Origin of the sequence: Streptomyces antibioticus, from assembly GCF_002019855.1 — a bacterium.
In the GTDB taxonomy this organism is placed as follows: domain Bacteria; phylum Actinomycetota; class Actinomycetes; order Streptomycetales; family Streptomycetaceae; genus Streptomyces; species Streptomyces antibioticus_B.
This window is the reverse complement of sequence record NZ_CM007717.1, coordinates 7,067,948-7,083,868: the sequence shown is the minus strand read 5'-3', so window position 1 is coordinate 7,083,868 and position 15,921 is coordinate 7,067,948. Positions and strand designations below refer to the sequence as shown.

Below are 15,921 nucleotides of genomic sequence, written 5' to 3'. Positions count from 1 at the left end.
TGTGAAGGTGTCAGGTCATCTGGGGCTCACGGACCGCGTCGAAAGCTTCTTCCGCATCGGCGGCTTCAGGAACCGCAGGACAGCGTTGCCGACCGTATCGACGAGGTCATCGTTCGGCGCCTTCGGGAATGCCACCATCTGCTCCTCAAGCGCAGGCAGCGGCTCCGCGTGCATCACCCGCGTCGGGATCAGCTGATACAGATTGAGGAGGCGCTCCGCGCGCGTCTCCTTCTTCTCGCTGTTGGAGAAGGTGACGACTTTGACGGGCAGGTCATGGAGCACCTCAAGCCACAGGTCGCCCCCCTGGTTCGACTCGACGAGGATTGCGCCAATTTCGGGGAAGCTCTCCAGGATCTGCAGGATCCGGGCGCGCAACGGCTTGCCCTTGAGCTTGACGGCCTGCGCGAACTTCACCAGACAGCGCGCTGGCTGCGCGTCGCTGGCCGGCGCCCAGCTCACGACGGACAGGCCAGTGAAGTCGCTGGTCTTCTTTGTGGTGACGGCGCCGTCGACGGACAGGTAGGTGCGGGCGGTTGGAAAGGTGCCGTAAGTGAAGTCGCTCTCCGACCAGTAGGCGCCGTCTGCGGCCATGGGGTCGTTGAGGTAGTTCTTCCGGTAGCTGCGGGTGTGTTCGATCTTCTTCAGATAGGCGAGGGGCCACTTCGCCGGCCACATCGATCGTTCGCTGCCGTGGTCGTCGCGGATGATCGGCAGGTGGTGGTGGACGCGGAACTGCTGCTCGCCCACCCACGCGTTCATCTCGCCCCGCTCGCCCTTGCCCCACTTCACCAGTTGGTGCGTGACGCTTCCGGGGAGCGTGACCGTGCCCGACAAGACGACGCGGGCGTAGATGTTGAGCGGCAGGATCGCGTCCGTGACCGTCTTCAGCCGTTTCCCTGCCAGATAGGCGGAGTACGACGACTCGTCCGGCTCCACATCGTCGAGCAGTAGCAGGTCGGGGCGCAGTTGGCCGACCTTCATGCCGAGGCTGGAAGCGTCGATTCCCTTGGCGGCGAAGATGAAGCCGTTCGCCCGGATGACCATGTGCTTCGCATCGGACTCGGCCGACCCGGACGGCCGACGCCCCGCGGTGCACAGTTCCGGGAAGTCGCGGCGCAGCGCGGTGTTGCCGTCGACCTCTTTGCGGAAGGTGGCGAGGTGGAGTTCGGCCTGCGGCCCGGAGTCGGCGAAGACCGCGGCGAACTTGACGTGCCCGTGCGCGGCCGCCCACAGCGGGAGGATGAACAGCATCCATGTCGACTTGCCGGTGTCCCGGGGGGCGAGGAACGCGTCGCGCTGCTCCATGGGCGCGCGCGGTGGGATTGCCCAGTGGCGGGCGAGACGGACCCATTTGAGGTGGGCGTCGGCGAAGGTGATGTCACCTTCGGGGCTGCGTAGGTGGTGCAGGCAGTACAGGACAGCGAAGAGCAACGGGTCGTATTTGGTGGCCTCAATACGGGCGTCGCGGTATTCGGGGGTGCCGTCGAGGAGGCGCGCGTCGATGCCACCAACCCAAGCAGGGAAGTCGAACGTCTCGGCGTTCGCGGCCGGATCGTAGGGGTCGGTGATGCGCGTCCGGCCGACAGCGGTGGTCACTCGCCCCGTTCCCGCTCGGCGCGCAGATGGTCAACGACGCTGGCGTTCCTGGCGCGCATCTCAGCAACCATCTCCTGCAGGGCGATGTCCTGCTGGGTGACTTCGTGGACAGTGGCGTCGACCTTCACGGCGGCTTCGATGCCGGTGAGCTTGGCGCGCCTCTCGGCGTTCCTGTTCCTCGCGTCCTCGATCTTCACCAGTCGGTCGATGGCTTGGAGGACGGGGGTGTCGTCCTCCATCGGCGCATCGGTGGCGGGGTTGTAGATGACCTTGCCGTTGTTGACGACGATGTGGCGGGCGTCGAGAACCTCGCGGGCTTTCGCTTCGAGGCCGTTGAGGCGGAGGAGTTGGGCGTCGAGGCGCTCCAGCTCGATCCGGATGAGTTCTTCGCCGGGTTCGCGGATGGCGGCTTCGCGGACGGCGCGGAGGGCTTCGTTGACGGCTTGGGCGCTCGTGAAGCCGAGTTCGGGCATGGCGGCGATTTGGGCGGTGGTGTGGCCTTCGAGGCGGAGGCGGGCGGCTGCGGCACGGCGTTCTGCGGTTCGAAGGCTGGGGACGAAGCGTCCGTTGCCGGATCGGTCGTCGTTGTTGGGGTTGCCTGGTCTGCCCATGGTAGATGCCTCCCGCCAGCCTGTACCTTTGAATCGTAGGTTACGGCAGGCTTGAGACTTTGATTCGTTACCCGAGTGGGGTGATGGGGATGGCGTCCGACCGAGGAGGCCGCGCAGGCTTCGTCTACAAGGCGCGCCAATCCGCGTACCGCGCCCTGCGCCGACAAGGCGCCTCGAAGTCGAAGGCGGCCCGCATCGCGAACGCCGGGATCACCCGAGCCGGCCGCAGCACCATGGCCCGCAAGGCAGCCCGCACACGGCAAGTACAGGCTCGTAGGCGCCGCTGAGGTGGCGGGTGGGGTGGGGCCCCGGGGTGGCTGTGGCGGCGCATTCCGGGGCCCTGACGTTTCCAGAGACGCCTACCCCTTCGCCGTCTCGTGCCGGCCCCTGCTCGGCCAGTCCAGCAGAGCAAGGTGAACGACCCCGGCAATCAGGTAGGCCCAGCCTGTGTAGCGGATGACTTCCCGCCAGAAGGTGCCCCATTGCCGGATATCAAGTTCGGTGGCCGCGCCTGCGATGGTGAGGCCGCTGAGGATTGTGTAGATCGCGAGGGTTCGCCATCCGACGACGCCTCGACGCCAGGCGATGATGAACGGGACGAAGGTGAACGCGGTGAGGCTGATGGCTGGGATGCTGGCCCAGGCCCAGCGTTGCCAGGGGTGTGGGTACATGGGGCGTCTGGTGGATGGTGTCATGCGTTCCCCTGTTGGTGCGGGTTGTGGTGGCGGGGAGCGTAGACGCGGTGCAGGTCGGCGCGTGCCGGTTGTGACGGTGTCGTGACCGGATTGAGCGAGCAGCCCATGCGTGAGGGCCCCGTTCCGGATGGCGGCGTCCGGGGCGGGGCCCTCTGGCGTGCGGCAGGTCAGGCGGTCGGCGGGTTGCCGACACGGGAGGCGGGGTCGCTTGGGGTGGGCTGGCAGGTGTCGGCGTGGGTTTGGGCGTCGCGGCGGGCGAAGGGCAGGGACGCGTACCCGTGCCGGCTGGTGTGGCCGCCGGTGCATGTCCACGTGTAGGGCAGGTAGGTGTCGGCGGCGGTGATGTTGACGGTGTGGCCGTGGGGGGTGGGGATCTGGAGGACAGTGGTCATGGCGGGCTCCTAGGCGGCCGGGGTGAGGTTGTTGACGAACTCGGCGACGGTGGCGGCGGCCTCCGTCTCGGTGTCGTCGATCCAGGAATAGGCGATCTCGTGGCTGGGTCCGCCCCCGTCGAACGGCTCCGGGGAGAACACGAAGCCTTCGGTGAGGATGCGGCCGTCGTCCAGGAGACGGGTGACGACGAAGCCGGAGGGGGCGGGGGTGAACGCGGCGGGCATGGCGGCTCCTAGGCGGTGAGGGCGTCGGCGAGGAGGGCGACGCGGGTGGTGGCGGGGCAGTCGACGGGGTACAGCACCGTCACAGTGGCGAGGCCGTGGGCGGCGGTCATCGGTCGGCTTCCCGTGACGCAGCACGGGCGCGATAACGCGCCTTCTCCGCGTTCTTGCAGGTGCGGCAGAGCCGCGTGCCGTTCGGGCGTCGGTAGGTGTTTTCCGGGGTGAACTCGTGGCCGTTCTTGCAGTGGGTCTGCTCGCCGTTCGGGTGCCTGCGCTTGAGGTTCTCGACGTGGGATACCGCTTCGAGGTGCTGCGGGTTGACACAGTCACGCACGCGGCACCGGTGGTCGATCTCCAGTCCGTCGCCGATCGGGCCGACGAGCGCCATGTAGGCAAAGCGGTGGGCGTGGCCGACCTTGCTGGCGAAGCGGAATCGGCCATAGCCCTTATGGCTGATGAAGCCGGTCCAGCGCCAACAACCCTTCTCGTCGATCGCGACCTTGTCCAACAGGCGGCGCAAGTCACGAACGTTCGCAGTGAGACTGGTTCCATCCGGAAGGGCTACCGCCACAGGGGTCCAGCCCCGCAGGACCGCTTCGACTTCAGCGTGCGTGGACGGCTCCTTGCGGGTCTGGCTGGCGGTCTGGTTCGTCTGGTGCGCCGTGAAGTTGGTCTAGGCGGCCTCCGTGAAGAGGGCGGGGAGGAGGTGGCGGGTGGCCTTGTAGGTGCGGAGGCCGGCGTACAGGGCGGGGTCGATGGGGCCGTAGACGAGGACGTGGATCCACTTGCCGGTGGTGCGGTGCTGAGCCCAGACGCGGACCGCGTCGCCGCCGTGCGCCTTGCGGTAGGCCTTGGCGACGTGGCGGCCGAACCAGGACTGCTGTCCGTCGGGGAGGTCGCTGCCGCCGACGCGGTCGAGGAAGTCGCCGGTGCGGATGAGGCGGCCGGCTTCGACGTGGGTGGCGATGGTGCCGGAGAGGGTGCGGTAGCCGAGGGCCTTGGTGGTGGTGGCTGCGGCGCGGAGGGTGCGCTGGCGGCGCGTGTTGCGGGCGGTGCGGTTGCTGGCGATCATCTCGGCCCCCTTGGTCGATGCTGTCTATTTTCTAGACACTTAGAGCATGGCAGAGCCGGGGCCGCTTGTCTACTTCCTAGACGCATCCTGTCTAGGAATCAGACGGCGCCCGTGAGACCATGGCCGACATGACCGACTGGGAGAAGCAACTCGGCTGCCGCGCCACCAGCGTCGAACGCGCCAAAGAAGCACTCGACACAGACATCGCCGCCGCCCGCCTCGACGGGCACTCGTTCCGCGAGATTGGCGGGTGGGCCGGCGTGAACCACGAGCGCGCCCGCACCATCGCCATCCGTATCAACGGCGACTCCCGGACCCGCGACGAGTCCGAAGGCCCGAAAGCCCCACTCGGCGAGCCCCGTCTCGTCTCCGCGACTGAAGCTCTTCAGAGGCTGCGAGAAGCGCTTCCGCCTACACCCAGCAGTGAGGAGAGCAGCGAATGACCCCGCTCCCGGGCACGACCCGTTACCTGTGCCCGTTGGAATGCGGCTGGCACTACGACCAGCCGCCGCCCAAGTTCTCCGACCTTGACGGCATCGTCGCCGACCCGTCCGCCAGGGGCCTGAACGAGGCCATGAGCTCGGTTACGAGCCAGGCTCGCCTACGGCAGGTCGAGCGGACGGAGTGGGCGCTGCGTACCCACCTGGCCACGCACACGACGGAGGAGTTCGTGCGGACGATCCAGGGCCTGCGCCGGGAGATCGCCGAGCTGCGGGAGCGTCCTGTGGTGGGCGTGCGGCAGACCAAGGAGACACCGTGAGCATGGAAGACCTGGAAAGCTGGCTTGACGAGGAGGCCCCGAGCAAGCCGATCGTCCTCGCGCGAAGCGTACAAACATGCTTCGGCTGCCCATCCCAATGGGACGCGTGGACCAGCGACGGCAAGTACCTGTATCTGCGCTTCCGGTGGGGCAGCGGCACCGTGGACAACGATCAGGGCGAGACCATCGCCAGCTTCGACACAGACGACAAGTGGGCAGGAGTCATCGACCTCGACGAGTTCTGCGCCTGCGCTGGCCTGCAACTCGCGGACGACCACGAGCGAGCATGACGGAGGCCCCGCCCATCCCGGTGCGGGGCCTCTCTCGCGTGCGGGTTCAGGGCGTGGACGTGGAGTCCTCCAGGATCTTCCCCATGTCGACGTCCCCGTTCTCGTCCGTCCACCCGTTGTCATCCAGGACCTGCGACATCAGCAGCGCCGTGTAGTCGTCCTTCTTCACATCCTCGCACGCGTCCGGCTTGGCCTTGTCGCCGTCGGCCCGATCCTTCAGGGCCTGCGTGCAGTCGGCGACGACCTCGTCATACGACTTCTCCGACGAGCAGCCGACCGCGGCCCCGGCGAGCAGCAGCGTGGCGAGCAGGATGGTGGTGGTGCGGCGCATGGTCCCCCCAAGGACGGTTCGTGGGCGGATCGTAGCGCCGGGCGCCGACATGCCGGCCCGGGAATGGCGAAGACCCCGCCGGACGGGGGACGGAACCGGCGGGGTCTTCGTGGTGCCGGGCGCTACCCGACGCGAACCACCAGTGTGGCAGAGCGAGTCCCCTACCGGGTCCCGTAGACGAAGAAGGCCCTCCCCCGCAGGAACCCGCACCGAGCCCGCAGGGAAGGGGGCAGGGAACCCCACTGAAACCGGCTCTGACCAGCTACAACACGGACACTGCCTGCGCCTCCCACGCGTCCGCCGGGACCAGCCTCCACGTCCCCGCGTCCGTGCGCTCCACGTCCGGCTTCAACCCCTCGATCGCCTTCAGCACCTGCCGTTCGTCCAGGCCGGCCGCGGCCTGCAACTCGCGCCGCGTGCAGTTGCCGTATTTCACCAGCGCGGCCCGCACCTTCTCCTGGTTCGTGGCCCCGGGGACGGGCAGGATCAGGCGTTTCCCCACCGGGGCTTTCGCCGTCTCGCGGGCCAGGCGGGCGATCTCACGCCGGAAGTCCTCGCCGCGCAGCCACTGCACCCGGGAGCGGAACGGCCGCCCGTGGTCGGGGGTGTTGACGAGGATCTCGCCGGGCTTGGTGAGGCTGCCGGGGTTGTAGCCGGAGGAGCGGCCGAACACGAACTGGGCGTGGCCCTGGTCGTTCATGCGGGTGCTGATCCGGATCGCGTAGTTGCCGCGGGCGTCGGTCTTCCCGCCGAACACGCCGGACGACGGCTGCTGCGTCGCCGAGATCATGTGAATGCCGTATGCCCTGTTCAGGGCCAGGAACGACTCCACCTTGTCCGAGATCCGCTCCCCCTTCTTCCGTCCCTTGTCGCCCTGCCGGACCAGCTCGGCGTGCTCGTCGACGATGACGTACACCGCAGGCCGGCCGTGCTTGGCGGGGATCCATTCCTGGTCGCCGTGGTCGGCGAGGATGGCGCCGCGCTCGTCGAGCTCCTGCCGCATCCAGTCCATGAGGGCGTGTGCTTCCTCGGGGGTGGATGCGAGGTCCTGGAGGATCGGCAGCATCGGGGATAGCTCCGGGCTGCCGGGCTTCATGTCGACGCCGTACAGGACAGTGTCCGGACGCCCGGCGAGACGGATCGCTATCAGCCTGACGAGCGTGGACTTCCCGAACTTGGAGGACCCGGCGATCAGGGTGTGGGAGTAGGCCATCTCGATGGCGACGGGCTGTCCGAACTCGTCCCGGGACACGACGACCGGATCGAGGAACGTCGCACCGCGCTCGCTCTCGTAGGGCACCGCGGTGTCGAGGGGGTCGCCGTCGACGTAGTTGACGACGAGCTGGCTGGTGAGCGGGCCGTCGTCGAGGTGGAACGCCCCGTCGACGCGCATGGCGCCGGCCACCTTGGGCCAGCGTGCCTTGAGGGTGGCGCGGTCGAGGGTGGCCGGGCAGTCCAGGACAGCGCGCCAGCCGACGTCCGTGGCCTCGACCAGGCAGCCGGGCAGCTCGGCCTTGAGTGCCTCCCACACGGCGGTGCGCAGCTCCCGCTCCTCGACGGTGCGTCCGGACAGGTCCGGGCCGTCCGGGACAATGTCCGGTGCCGTCCGGACGGCGAGCTGGTGCGCGGCCGTCTGCTCGCGCAGGAGGAGGATGCGGTTCTTTGTGGTCTCCGCCTCGGCCTTGAGACCGTCGTGCCGGGTGGTGTGCCGGTACACGCCGCGCGCGGCTGCGGTGGCGCCGGCTGCGACGAGCCACGCGTAGAGGGTGGTCCAGCCGCCGACGGCGGTGGTGGCCCATGCCTGGGTGAAGACGCCGGCCGCGGCAACGGAGGACCAGGAGAGGTGGGCGGGCCATCCCTTGGAGAACGACGTCCAGGCGAGGCTCCCGGTGCCGGCTGCGGCGATGAGTTCGACGGCGGCTGCGCTGGTGCCGTATTGCAGGTCGGCAGCGAGGGCGGCAGCGGAGACGAGGCTGGGGGCGGTGAAGGTGGCGGCGAGGTCGGCTCGGGTGAGCTTCACGGTGGCGTGCTCCGGTGACGAGACGACCCCGCACGGGGCGGGGCCGGGGGTCGGGCGGGGTTAGAGGTAGGTGTTGCCGAGGCGCTTGGCGGTGCGGCGGATGCTGTCGGCCTTGAGGTCGGGGCGGAGGCGTACCGCGGTGTCGACGAGGGTGTCCGGGTGGATGTGTCCGGCCAGGGTCCGGACGAGGTCGGACGGTCCGGACGCCTGGTCCGCGATCGTCCGGAGGGGGTCCGGACGGCTGTCCTCGCTGGTTACCGGCTTGGGGGTGGACGCGTCGAGGGCGACGTCCGGAGTGGCGGACGGACGTCCGGACACCACGTCCGGACTGTCCTGGACGACCGTGTGGACAGTGTCCGCAGGCTGCTCCAGGGCGTACTTCTCGCGCTCGCGCTGGACCTTGGCGAGGGCGTTTTGCTCGGCGCGGCGGGCGTGGATCTCGCCGAGTTCCAGGGTGAGCCACGCCTGGGTGTCGTTGTCGAGGCGGCGGCTGGTGGCGAACATCAGGAGCCACCACAGGCCCTTCGCGAGCGCTGACACGAGCGCACCGAACGCGCCGATCCACGGCTTGTCGAGGAGCGCACCGTGGGCGAAGATCGCGGCCATGGAGGTGACGAGCGCGAGCCAGCCGATCGCCTTGGGGACCTTCTGCCGTCGGGGCTCGAAGCGCAGGACGTACTCGATGGCCATGGCAACGATCCAGGCGAGGTCGAAGACCCCGGCGATCATGTAGGAAGCCCATGCGGGGGCGACCATGTCGAGCATGCCGCCGACGCTGACGGTGGACCAGATGAGCGCGCCAATGACGACCACGGCTGTGGCTGCCCCGACTCCGCGCATGATCAGCTCGTCGGGGGTGAGCGGCGGGAGCTTCGCCGGCTCTTCGACGTAGTGGGTGCGTCCGTTGCGGGTGACCGGGCGGACGGTCGGGCTGTTCAAGGGGAGCCTCCGGGTGCGGGCGATCAGGCGCGGTGCGGGCGGGCGGTGCGGGGTCGGTGCGAACGGATTTGGTGGGTGACGTACACGCCGAGTCCGGCGATGGCGGCGGCGCCGGGGTTGTCGGCGGCCGCGGTGGCGATGCCTTGGACGATGGCCAGCACGAGGCCGGCGCCGAGCTGCGCCATGGATCCGACCGCCTGCGGGTGCATGGCGGCAAGGATGATCAGGCTGGCGATGAACAGGTTGCGGAGCAGGGTGCTCTGGCGGCGTGGCATCGGCGCTCCTCAGTGGTTGCGGCGGTGGTCGAGTTCGGTGAGTTCGGTGTTGATTTGGTCGTGCAGCTTGTTGGCGAGGTCTCGCTGCTGCGGGGTAGACATGGGGTCGCTCTCGATCTGGTGGGCGAGTCGGGCGCCGGCAGTGATGGCACCTTGGACTTGTTTGGTGGTGCGCTTGTCGCGGCACATGGCGGGCTCCCGGTGGTTGGTCGGATCTCTCCGTCCCACGCTCCGGGGCGGGGCGTGGGACGTGGGCTACCGGCCAGCCGGTCAGGTGAAGCGCTTGGTCTTCTCGCCGTAGAAGCCGTTGCCCGGGGTGGTGGTGTGGCTTTTGTGGATGCGGGCGTTGCCGTTCTTGGTGCGGACGGCGGGGTCTTCGGGGGTGGTCTCGTGGCCGCAGGCTTGGCAGGGCTTGCCGGTCTCGTTCTTGCTGAACAGGCCCATGGTGGGCCTCCTTTCGGTGGTGGCTGGGTGGGTGCCGGTCAGCGGGGCTGGTGGTCTATGCGGGCTGGCGCCATCCGCAGCGGCGGTTGGTGCAGGTCCACCAGGGGATGCCGGGCTTTTGGCGCATCGGGGCGCGGCACTTGGGGCAGGTCACTGGCTGTCCGTGCTGGCTCGGAGTTGGGCGTCGAGGATGGCGCTGCTGACGATGCGGCCGAGTTCGGCGGGCGTGTAGGAGGGGCTGTCAGGGCTGTTCAGCTTGTGGTCGAGTTCGGCTTCGGTGGCCTTGAGTTCGCGTTGCATCGCCTTGTCGAAGTTGGTGCTCATGGGTTGTTTCCTTTCGTGGGTGCCGGGCTGGCGGGACGGGAGGGGAGCCTGTCTGTCCGCCAGCCCGGCGGCTTAGTGGAGGGTGGTGTAGAGCGCGGTGATGGTGGTGGTGAGGCTGGCGAGTGCGAGGAGGAGTGCGGTGCGGGGGCGGGGCCGGCTCATTGTGTGAGGGCTCGTTCGAGGCGTGCGATGAGTTGGTGGGTTTGCGGGGGCAGCGGGGCGCGCGAGGGTTCGGGCTGCGCCGGGGTGGGCTGCTGGGGTTGCGGCTGGCTACGATCCACAGTGGACCTGCTCTTTCGTCGCTGTGAGAGGGGTCCACCCCTCGGCCCGGAGCGCCAACTCCACATGGGCTGAGGGGTTTTCCCTTTACCGAGTACGACCGTATCGAGAAGTATGGACAATGTCCACACCTCTCCGGGAGGATTACCCCATGCCCGACGCCCCCGAGCGGCAGCAGCCGGAGAGGGAGACGATGACCATCCCGAAACTCGCCGAGAGAGTGGGCAGGAGCCGCACCCTGATCCATCGGCTCGCCACAAATCCCGCCGAGGGCTGGCCGCCTCCCGTGTTCAGGCCGGGCTCATCCCGGCCGGAGTACGACGTCGCCTGGTTCGATCAGTACTGGGCGCAGCGGCAGGCAGGCATCCGGCAGGGGAAGCGCACGGATCTGGAGGGGCCCGGGGAGTAGCCCCGAACACAGCTGCGCCCCTCGCCACGGGAGATGGCGAGGGGCGCTTTGTGCTGTAGCAGCCCGGCGGCTACGAGCAGCGGGAGCAGCAGCCGGTGAGCCGATGGTACGCCCGTTACTGCTGCTCCTTCGTGGTGTCGGTCGCTTCGGTCGCTGCCGGGACAGGCGCGGTCCTGCCGGTCCGGTGGCACTTGCACCAGCGGCAGCTGTCCGGGCTGGGGAAGTGCACGCCGTTGCAGGGGCAGTGGACGGGGGCGGACTGGTTGACGAGGCGGGCGTCGATGGCTTCGAGGACGCGCATGACCACCCAGTCGACTGCGGGGTTGTGGCCTTGGTCGGCTGCCCTCACGGAGTCGCAGGCCTTACGCACGCGGGCGAGGGCGTTCTCGGCGCGTTCCCGACGTTCGGTTTCGCGGATGCTGGAGTCGAGGATCCGGGCACAGGCCTCGCATGTGGTGTGCCAGGTGAGGCGGTTCTCGTAGTCGGCGAGGGCGTCCAGCTCGCGCTTCAGTTCCGTCAGAACGGCGTTTGCGACGGCGCGTCGGGCGGTCAGCGGCAGCCACTCGCCGGCCGCGCGCAGGGCCGGTAGGACGGCGTTGAAGGCGCGGGCCTCGATCTGTGTCCACTCGTTGTGCTGGTCGGTCATCGGTTCTTCCTCCGTGCTGCGCGCTTCAGTGCGCGTCGGGTGGCGCGGTTGGGGCGGGGCGGCTGCGGATCGTTGAAGCCCGTCACGGTGGCGCGTCGAGCATGTGCTGGCCGCCGTCGAGGACCCATCCGTCGTTGTCGCGGATGGCTGCCGCGTACCGGTCGCGGCGCTCGTTGGACTGGGTGGGCGTCGGCAGGACAGCGAGCGTCGTGCGCAACGCTTCCAGCGCCTCGGGCGACAGGCCGACATCCACCGCCCACACCTGCGTGTCCACGTAGCTGACGTCCGGCAGGTGCAGGATCACGCCGCTCCGGTCAGGGTCGGGGGTGACGGTCGGTCGGGTCTCGTCGGCCGGGGGCTGGGTGGGCTGGTTCACGATCACTCCAAGATCAGTCGGTGGGGTCACGCGTCGGTCTTCGGCGCGATGTACGCGGCATGCCGGTAGTGCGGCACCGGATCCACCGCCGGGAGCAGCACACGGTCGCCTCCGTTGATCTCCTCACCGTCGCGGTGGTAGGACGGGCCGTCGGGGTCCTCGTGCTCGGCCTCCCACTCGGCCAAGCCCTCCACGGACAGGCCGTCGGGAGGGGTCTGGTCGCGGTACCAGTCCTCCGTGATGCCGAGTTGCTTGCGCTGCTCCTCGTCGAGGTCGGACACCTCGTGCTCGGTCGCGGCCTCCACGCGGAAGCACTCGGCCTGCGGCACGTGCTCGAACGCGTCGCGCAGCTCCTCCAGGCAGGCGACCATGCGGTCCTGCCAGGCGATCGGCATGCACTGCATCAACGTGCGGTTCAGCACCTGGTAGTTGCTGTAGCTGAGGCTGAACCAGCCGTGGATCGGGCCGGACATGCGGTTGTGCGGGGTGTCGGGGATGGGCTGCTGGGGCATGATCGGTTCCTCTCGGTACGGTGGTGGGCACGGCCGCTCCGGACACACCCCGGAGCAGCCGGCTGCGTGCGGTCACGCGGCGGCGGCCTGCTGGCCGAGGATGTGCTCGGCCGCGCGCTCCCCGATCCACCGCGAGTAGGCGGGAGGGATGGCCTCGCAGACTTCGCGGATGCCGAGCTTGATGTCGCCGCCGGCCGGGACCTTGATCCACGGCATGCCCATGGCGTCGCAGGCCGCGTTCTGCCACGCCCGGGAGTGCCGGCCGCCGTGGATGGACATGAACGGCTTCTCCGGTGTGGGCAGGTAGCCGTTCCTCGCGCACCGCTCGACGTGCTTGGGGTGGGCGGGCGCGGGCAGGTCCCAGTTCGTCTCGAACAGCCGGTGCCGGTACACGCGCAGACCGAACATCGGCCCGCACAGCAGCGCCGGATCCCGGAGTTCGGGTGCCGCGGCTTCCACGTTCTCGATCACGTAGGGCAGGCCGGCCGCCTCGAACGCGGCCCGGGTCGGGGCGATCAGGTCGGGATAGGTCTTGTGGTTGTAGGCGTTGAGCGGCGTGTACGCCTGGCAGGGCGGGGAGCCGTGGCCTAGGTCGTACTCGTGGCCGTGGGCGCGGATGTACTCGACGGCGTCGGCCTGGACGAACGTGAACGGGTAGTTGGGCTGGGGTTGGATATCGACGCCGACGACGTCGAAGCCGGCGAGCCAGTAGCCCATGGCCATGCCGCCGGCGCAGCAGTAGGTGTCGAGGACGGTGAGCCCGTTCGGGACGCGGGCGGGCGGGGTCATGCCGGGTCCTGGGTGGCGCCGGCGGCAACAGCGGCAGGGGCGGTCGTGTTGTGCGGGCAGTCGGTCCAGGCGACGACCGAGGGCAGGTCTTCAGGGCGGCCGTTGGCGGCGGTGCAGGCCGGGCAGATCTCCATCTCGCGGAGGTGGGTGCAGGTGTCGAGGTTGGGGACCTCGTTGCCGTCGTCGGTGACGTAGTCGTCGCATTCGCGTTCGACGCATGCGAGGCCGCCGACCTGGACGGTCTCGGGCTGATGGGCAGGCCTTTCGGGCATGGGCTTGTCCTTTCGGCGGGGGCGGATGCGACAGGCGGACCAGGGGACGAACTCCCCGTGGTCCTCGGAGCATTCGGCGCAGGCGTCACCGGCGGGGGTGTCGAGGCAGACGCGGGCGTCCTGGGGGCTCCAGACGTGGCGGTTGCTCCAGGCGTCCCACTCGTCGGTGGTGTCGTCGGGCTCGGGCCCGTTGGGGCATTCGCTGGGCTCGCATTCCCAGAACCAGGGCTCGGGCCGGTGGCCGTCTGTCGTGTTCATGGTGTCCGTTCTGTGGTGATGGATGGCATGCACGGAAAAGGGGGGCGGTGGTGTCGTTGGTTGGGGGTGGGTGTGGTGTGTGGTGGTCTTGTTGGTTTCCGCTGGTCAGGGGGCGGACCTGCTCGCAGTGGCGGACATGGGCTCGGTGCTGGTCGCGGTAGCCGGCGGCGAGCCAGGTGAAGACGACCGCGCCGGTGATGCCGGGTATGGCGGCGGGTGTGCCCCAGGGGATGGCGGTGAGGGCGAGGGTGAGGCTGGCGGTGGCGGCGGTCCAGCAGGTTCGGGCTTTGGCGCGGGCGGTCACGGTCGGGACTCCGGGCCGACGCTGTGCGGGGTCGCGCCGATGGCGGTGTCGTTCCACACGGTGCGCCCGACCGGGCCGCGGGCGCTGACGTGGTACTCGCCGTACTCGCCGTGCCCGGAGCGGTGCCAGGCGCGGAGGACACAGTGCAGGACACCGTCGTGGTACTCGCTGTCGAGGGTGGCGGTGCAGGGTGGGATGTTGGCGTGAGCCTCGGCAACGTGCTTGTCGGTCTGGCTCGGGTCTTGGGGTTCGTCGCAGTGGGGGCAGGTCTCGGGGACGTAGCTGGCGGGGCACGTGTTGGCCTTTCGGGTCGGGCGAGCAGCGGGTGCAGTGGCGCCCCTGGCGTCTTCGCGGGCGCAGAGCAGGAGGAACAGGTCGCGGGCCCGGTCGGCCCACATGTCGGCCGTGGCCTGGGCGCGTTCGTATTGGGCGCGGATGGCGTCGGTGCTCGCGCGGGCCACGAAGTCGTGGTCGAGGTGGGCCATGGCAGGTCTCCTGGTGGTGGGGCCGCCCCGGGTGGGGGCGGCCGACGGGCGGGGTCAGGCAGGGGTCTGGAATGTCCACCAGCCGTCGTAGCCGGGCGGGGTGGACGGGTAGTCGGCAAGCATCGGCCGGAGGGTCGCAAGGTGCTGCGCCTGGACGTCGAGGTCTTCGGCTCCCCAGTAGCCGACTCCGTCCCACCGTCCGTGGCAGTCGCCGCCGTACCGTCCGTCCAGACCCGCGGCAAGGACCGCCCGCGGGTCCTCGAGGTTCAGCGGCTCGGGCAGGTAGTGGCTGAACAGCATCATCGTTCCGATGCAGGCCCGGGTGACGCCGTCCTTGCGCCGGTACCAGACGGCGTTGGCGGAGCCGCTGAAGGCGTGGAGGTCGCCGCGCGGGTGCTGCTTGCCGGTGACGGTGGACAGGTCAATGGCGTAGGGCTTGCGGCTGATGAGGAAGCGGGTCTCACGGATCACGGTGTCTCCTGCTGGTCGAAAGCCTCTGAGTGGCTCTGTGAGGGCCGTTCCGGGGGCGGTGCGGGAAAACCCCCACCAACGCCCCGTGAGGCCGCCTGGCAACAACCCCGAGGGCGAGACGGGCCTGTTGCGGGCGGAGCGGTGGGCGGCACGGGAGTTGAGCGAAGCCGCAGGCGCCCGCCTGGCGCGCCCGTGGCGGGCTGAACCTCCGCCGGTGCGTTCGCGGGGACTTCGGCCGCGAGAGGGGCGCTGAGGGCTTTCCTCGCCCCCACCCGCCGTCGTTCCCGCCAGTCGATCCACGCCCCCACCGGCACGAGGACCGCGAACGCCCCGGCCGCGACCATGCAGGCGGCGATCACGGCCGGGAGACAGGCCGGCAGGGTCGTCACGGGGCGGCCGGGCCTGGGCAGGTCCACGGGTGGCTGAGCATGTCGAAGCCCCGCTCTTGGCAGGCCGGGCAGTCCTCCGCGTTCCCGCCAACGTGCCGCGTCTCCTGGGTGTCGGGCTGCTCCCCGACAACGGGCTCGATGCGGTGGCGGACGATGATGCCGGGCCCGGTGTCGATCCCGTCGTCGTGGCGCTCCACCAACTCGAACCAGGCGTCGTAGCCGTCCGGCAGTGGGGTGGCGGTGCCCCAGGGCTCCCACTCCAGGCGGCCGGTCACCTCGGCCTTCGACCGCATCCATGCCTCGGCGGCGCCCGTCGCTGCGTCTTGGTCGTTGGCGTAGCCGATCAGGTAGTCGGAGACGTTGCCGGGCTCGTAGACGGCTTCCCAGGCGGGGAGCAGGTCGGCGATGATCGCGTCCCGGCTGCCGTCCTGCGTCTCGGCGGGTTGTTCCTCGGCAGCCATCCGACGCAGCAGGTCCAGCGCCGCCTCGTCCTCCGCACCGAACTCGTCACCGCGCGAGGCCATCTCGTCGGCGGCCAGGTCCAGGGCGAAGGTCAGGAACTGCCGCTCGGTGGCGGACAGTGCGGTTTCGTGGAGCAGCGCGGCCCGACCGGAAGACGAGACGACGGGCGGGGCGGCGCGCTCCTCGGCCAGCAGCGCATCGATGTTCGCCTCCGCGCGGGCCGTGCTCAGCCCCGACTGCTGGAGGTACGCGACGAGTCGGGCACGGACGGTCAGGCGGGCGGTCTCGGGGTTCATGG

26 protein-coding genes are annotated in these 15,921 nt (G+C 69.5%); 5 read left to right on the top strand and 21 right to left on the bottom strand.

The annotated features are described in order from the left end of the window. Nucleotides 1–15: 15 nt before the first annotated feature. Both AFM16_RS32115 and AFM16_RS32110 read right to left on the bottom strand, forming a co-directional pair. Nucleotides 16–1,596: a hypothetical protein gene (locus AFM16_RS32115; RefSeq protein WP_078635983.1), complete on the bottom strand. Its 1,581-nt coding sequence runs from the start codon at nt 1,594–1,596 to the stop codon at nt 16–18. Then, nucleotides 1,593–2,207, bottom strand: coding sequence for a hypothetical protein (locus AFM16_RS32110; protein WP_143648489.1), 615 nt, complete (start codon nt 2,205–2,207; stop codon nt 1,593–1,595). The genes AFM16_RS32115 and AFM16_RS32110 overlap by 4 nt, the downstream gene beginning before the upstream one ends. Before the next feature lie 83 nt (nt 2,208–2,290). On the opposite strand from AFM16_RS32110, the gene AFM16_RS40770 reads away from it, so the two are divergent. Further along, nucleotides 2,291–2,494, top strand: a complete 204-nt coding sequence (locus tag AFM16_RS40770; protein WP_431523104.1) for a DUF7218 family protein — start codon at nt 2,291–2,293, stop codon at nt 2,492–2,494. 72 nt (nt 2,495–2,566) lie between these two features. On the opposite strand, the gene AFM16_RS32105 is transcribed toward AFM16_RS40770, so the two are convergent. The 5 genes from AFM16_RS32105 to AFM16_RS32085 form a co-directional block, all read right to left on the bottom strand. After that, nucleotides 2,567–2,878 carry a hypothetical protein gene (locus tag AFM16_RS32105; RefSeq protein WP_078635981.1) on the bottom strand — a complete coding sequence of 104 codons (312 nt, stop codon included), beginning with the start codon at nt 2,876–2,878 and terminating at the stop codon, nt 2,567–2,569. Nucleotides 2,879–3,069: 191 nt separating this feature from the next. Beyond that, on the bottom strand, nt 3,070–3,294 hold the full coding sequence (locus AFM16_RS32100; RefSeq protein ID WP_078635980.1) for a hypothetical protein: 225 nt from the start codon (nt 3,292–3,294) through the stop codon (nt 3,070–3,072). Between the two features lie 9 nt (nt 3,295–3,303). Next, a complete protein-coding gene (locus AFM16_RS32095; protein WP_078635979.1) occupies nt 3,304–3,519 on the bottom strand; it encodes a hypothetical protein in 216 nt (71 codons plus the stop codon). A 106-nt stretch (nt 3,520–3,625) separates the two neighbouring features. Then, nucleotides 3,626–4,036 carry an HNH endonuclease signature motif containing protein gene (locus AFM16_RS32090; protein ID WP_209313235.1) on the bottom strand — a complete coding sequence of 137 codons (411 nt, stop codon included), beginning with the start codon at nt 4,034–4,036 and terminating at the stop codon, nt 3,626–3,628. A gap of 153 nt (nt 4,037–4,189) precedes the next feature. After that, the gene (locus AFM16_RS32085) at nt 4,190–4,588 is read right to left on the bottom strand and encodes a hypothetical protein (RefSeq protein ID WP_078635978.1); all 399 of its coding nucleotides are present in this window, start codon (nt 4,586–4,588) and stop codon (nt 4,190–4,192) included. Nucleotides 4,589–4,716: 128 nt separating this feature from the next. Here AFM16_RS32085 and AFM16_RS32080 point away from each other — a divergent pair, with 128 nt between their 5' ends. From AFM16_RS32080 to AFM16_RS32070, 3 genes are read left to right on the top strand one after another with little or no spacing between them, the layout of a single operon-like run. Further along, nucleotides 4,717–5,031, top strand: coding sequence for a hypothetical protein (locus AFM16_RS32080; protein WP_143648485.1), 315 nt, complete (start codon nt 4,717–4,719; stop codon nt 5,029–5,031). Further along, entirely contained in the window at nt 5,028–5,348 is a 321-nt protein-coding gene (locus tag AFM16_RS32075) for a hypothetical protein (protein ID WP_078635976.1), read from the top strand. Before AFM16_RS32080 ends, AFM16_RS32075 begins: the two co-directional genes overlap by 4 nt. Before the next feature lie 2 nt (nt 5,349–5,350). After that, complete coding sequence (locus AFM16_RS32070; RefSeq protein ID WP_078635975.1) at nt 5,351–5,638, top strand: hypothetical protein; 288 nt, start codon at nt 5,351–5,353, stop codon at nt 5,636–5,638. A gap of 46 nt (nt 5,639–5,684) precedes the next feature. On the opposite strand, the gene AFM16_RS32065 is transcribed toward AFM16_RS32070, so the two are convergent. The 6 genes from AFM16_RS32065 to AFM16_RS39550 all read right to left on the bottom strand — a co-directional run bounded on the left by AFM16_RS32065 (nt 5,685) and on the right by AFM16_RS39550 (nt 9,971). After that, entirely contained in the window at nt 5,685–5,969 is a 285-nt protein-coding gene (locus AFM16_RS32065; protein ID WP_078635974.1) for a hypothetical protein, read from the bottom strand. A gap of 262 nt (nt 5,970–6,231) precedes the next feature. After that, entirely contained in the window at nt 6,232–7,989 is a 1,758-nt protein-coding gene (locus tag AFM16_RS32060; RefSeq protein ID WP_078635973.1) for an FtsK/SpoIIIE domain-containing protein, read from the bottom strand. A 60-nt stretch (nt 7,990–8,049) separates the two neighbouring features. Then, nucleotides 8,050–8,928: an inorganic phosphate transporter gene (locus AFM16_RS32055; protein WP_078635972.1), complete on the bottom strand. Its 879-nt coding sequence runs from the start codon at nt 8,926–8,928 to the stop codon at nt 8,050–8,052. 23 nt (nt 8,929–8,951) lie between these two features. Next, nucleotides 8,952–9,203 carry a hypothetical protein gene (locus tag AFM16_RS39165; protein WP_078635971.1) on the bottom strand — a complete coding sequence of 84 codons (252 nt, stop codon included), beginning with the start codon at nt 9,201–9,203 and terminating at the stop codon, nt 8,952–8,954. A gap of 270 nt (nt 9,204–9,473) precedes the next feature. After that, entirely contained in the window at nt 9,474–9,647 is a 174-nt protein-coding gene (locus AFM16_RS39555; protein ID WP_167797288.1) for a hypothetical protein, read from the bottom strand. 150 nt (nt 9,648–9,797) lie between these two features. Then, complete coding sequence (locus AFM16_RS39550) at nt 9,798–9,971, bottom strand: hypothetical protein (protein ID WP_167797287.1); 174 nt, start codon at nt 9,969–9,971, stop codon at nt 9,798–9,800. A gap of 430 nt (nt 9,972–10,401) precedes the next feature. On the opposite strand from AFM16_RS39550, the gene AFM16_RS32040 reads away from it, so the two are divergent. Next, on the top strand, nt 10,402–10,659 hold the full coding sequence (locus tag AFM16_RS32040; protein WP_245177851.1) for a hypothetical protein: 258 nt from the start codon (nt 10,402–10,404) through the stop codon (nt 10,657–10,659). 115 nt (nt 10,660–10,774) lie between these two features. Here the strand turns inward: AFM16_RS32040 and AFM16_RS32035 are convergent, their stop codons facing one another. The 8 genes from AFM16_RS32035 to AFM16_RS32000 all read right to left on the bottom strand — a co-directional run bounded on the left by AFM16_RS32035 (nt 10,775) and on the right by AFM16_RS32000 (nt 15,919). Continuing rightward, nucleotides 10,775–11,305, bottom strand: a complete 531-nt coding sequence (locus AFM16_RS32035; RefSeq protein ID WP_078635969.1) for a hypothetical protein — start codon at nt 11,303–11,305, stop codon at nt 10,775–10,777. 82 nt (nt 11,306–11,387) lie between these two features. After that, on the bottom strand, nt 11,388–11,681 hold the full coding sequence (locus tag AFM16_RS32030; protein WP_143648483.1) for a hypothetical protein: 294 nt from the start codon (nt 11,679–11,681) through the stop codon (nt 11,388–11,390). Nucleotides 11,682–11,707: 26 nt separating this feature from the next. Beyond that, nucleotides 11,708–12,193 (bottom strand): hypothetical protein, encoded by a 486-nt coding sequence (locus AFM16_RS32025; protein WP_078635967.1) that lies wholly within the window; start codon nt 12,191–12,193, stop codon nt 11,708–11,710. A gap of 72 nt (nt 12,194–12,265) precedes the next feature. Then, complete coding sequence (locus AFM16_RS32020; RefSeq protein ID WP_078635966.1) at nt 12,266–12,982, bottom strand: DNA cytosine methyltransferase; 717 nt, start codon at nt 12,980–12,982, stop codon at nt 12,266–12,268. Continuing rightward, the gene (locus AFM16_RS32015; protein ID WP_078635965.1) at nt 12,979–13,512 is read right to left on the bottom strand and encodes a hypothetical protein; all 534 of its coding nucleotides are present in this window, start codon (nt 13,510–13,512) and stop codon (nt 12,979–12,981) included. The genes AFM16_RS32020 and AFM16_RS32015 overlap by 4 nt, the downstream gene beginning before the upstream one ends. 300 nt (nt 13,513–13,812) lie before the next feature. Next, complete coding sequence (locus tag AFM16_RS32010; protein WP_078635964.1) at nt 13,813–14,301, bottom strand: hypothetical protein; 489 nt, start codon at nt 14,299–14,301, stop codon at nt 13,813–13,815. A 54-nt stretch (nt 14,302–14,355) separates the two neighbouring features. Next, nucleotides 14,356–14,772 carry a hypothetical protein gene (locus AFM16_RS32005; protein WP_078635963.1) on the bottom strand — a complete coding sequence of 139 codons (417 nt, stop codon included), beginning with the start codon at nt 14,770–14,772 and terminating at the stop codon, nt 14,356–14,358. A 385-nt stretch (nt 14,773–15,157) separates the two neighbouring features. Beyond that, a complete protein-coding gene (locus tag AFM16_RS32000) occupies nt 15,158–15,919 on the bottom strand; it encodes a hypothetical protein (RefSeq protein WP_143648481.1) in 762 nt (253 codons plus the stop codon). Nucleotides 15,920–15,921: the final 2 nt, after the last annotated feature.

What these genes read in the sequence shown, in the direction of transcription:
- AFM16_RS32110 (WP_143648489.1), bottom strand. Translation starts at nt 2,207, where the DNA reads ATGGGCAGACCAGGCAACCCCAACAACGACGACCGATCCGGCAACGGA.
- AFM16_RS40770 (WP_431523104.1), top strand. Translation starts at nt 2,291, where the DNA reads ATGGGGATGGCGTCCGACCGAGGAGGCCGCGCAGGCTTCGTCTACAAG.
- AFM16_RS32105 (WP_078635981.1), bottom strand. Translation starts at nt 2,878, where the DNA reads ATGTACCCACACCCCTGGCAACGCTGGGCCTGGGCCAGCATCCCAGCC.
- AFM16_RS32100 (WP_078635980.1), bottom strand. Translation starts at nt 3,294, where the DNA reads ATGACCACTGTCCTCCAGATCCCCACCCCCCACGGCCACACCGTCAAC.
- AFM16_RS32095 (WP_078635979.1), bottom strand. Translation starts at nt 3,519, where the DNA reads ATGCCCGCCGCGTTCACCCCCGCCCCCTCCGGCTTCGTCGTCACCCGT.
- AFM16_RS32085 (WP_078635978.1), bottom strand. Translation starts at nt 4,588, where the DNA reads ATGATCGCCAGCAACCGCACCGCCCGCAACACGCGCCGCCAGCGCACC.
- AFM16_RS32080 (WP_143648485.1), top strand. Translation starts at nt 4,717, where the DNA reads ATGACCGACTGGGAGAAGCAACTCGGCTGCCGCGCCACCAGCGTCGAA.
- AFM16_RS32075 (WP_078635976.1), top strand. Translation starts at nt 5,028, where the DNA reads ATGACCCCGCTCCCGGGCACGACCCGTTACCTGTGCCCGTTGGAATGC.
- AFM16_RS32070 (WP_078635975.1), top strand. Translation starts at nt 5,351, where the DNA reads ATGGAAGACCTGGAAAGCTGGCTTGACGAGGAGGCCCCGAGCAAGCCG.
- AFM16_RS32065 (WP_078635974.1), bottom strand. Translation starts at nt 5,969, where the DNA reads ATGCGCCGCACCACCACCATCCTGCTCGCCACGCTGCTGCTCGCCGGG.
- AFM16_RS39165 (WP_078635971.1), bottom strand. Translation starts at nt 9,203, where the DNA reads ATGCCACGCCGCCAGAGCACCCTGCTCCGCAACCTGTTCATCGCCAGC.
- AFM16_RS39555 (WP_167797288.1), bottom strand. Translation starts at nt 9,647, where the DNA reads ATGGGCCTGTTCAGCAAGAACGAGACCGGCAAGCCCTGCCAAGCCTGC.
- AFM16_RS39550 (WP_167797287.1), bottom strand. Translation starts at nt 9,971, where the DNA reads ATGAGCACCAACTTCGACAAGGCGATGCAACGCGAACTCAAGGCCACC.
- AFM16_RS32040 (WP_245177851.1), top strand. Translation starts at nt 10,402, where the DNA reads ATGCCCGACGCCCCCGAGCGGCAGCAGCCGGAGAGGGAGACGATGACC.
- AFM16_RS32035 (WP_078635969.1), bottom strand. Translation starts at nt 11,305, where the DNA reads ATGACCGACCAGCACAACGAGTGGACACAGATCGAGGCCCGCGCCTTC.
- AFM16_RS32025 (WP_078635967.1), bottom strand. Translation starts at nt 12,193, where the DNA reads ATGCCCCAGCAGCCCATCCCCGACACCCCGCACAACCGCATGTCCGGC.
- AFM16_RS32020 (WP_078635966.1), bottom strand. Translation starts at nt 12,982, where the DNA reads ATGACCCCGCCCGCCCGCGTCCCGAACGGGCTCACCGTCCTCGACACC.
- AFM16_RS32015 (WP_078635965.1), bottom strand. Translation starts at nt 13,512, where the DNA reads ATGAACACGACAGACGGCCACCGGCCCGAGCCCTGGTTCTGGGAATGC.
- AFM16_RS32010 (WP_078635964.1), bottom strand. Translation starts at nt 14,301, where the DNA reads ATGGCCCACCTCGACCACGACTTCGTGGCCCGCGCGAGCACCGACGCC.
- AFM16_RS32000 (WP_143648481.1), bottom strand. Translation starts at nt 15,919, where the DNA reads ATGAACCCCGAGACCGCCCGCCTGACCGTCCGTGCCCGACTCGTCGCG.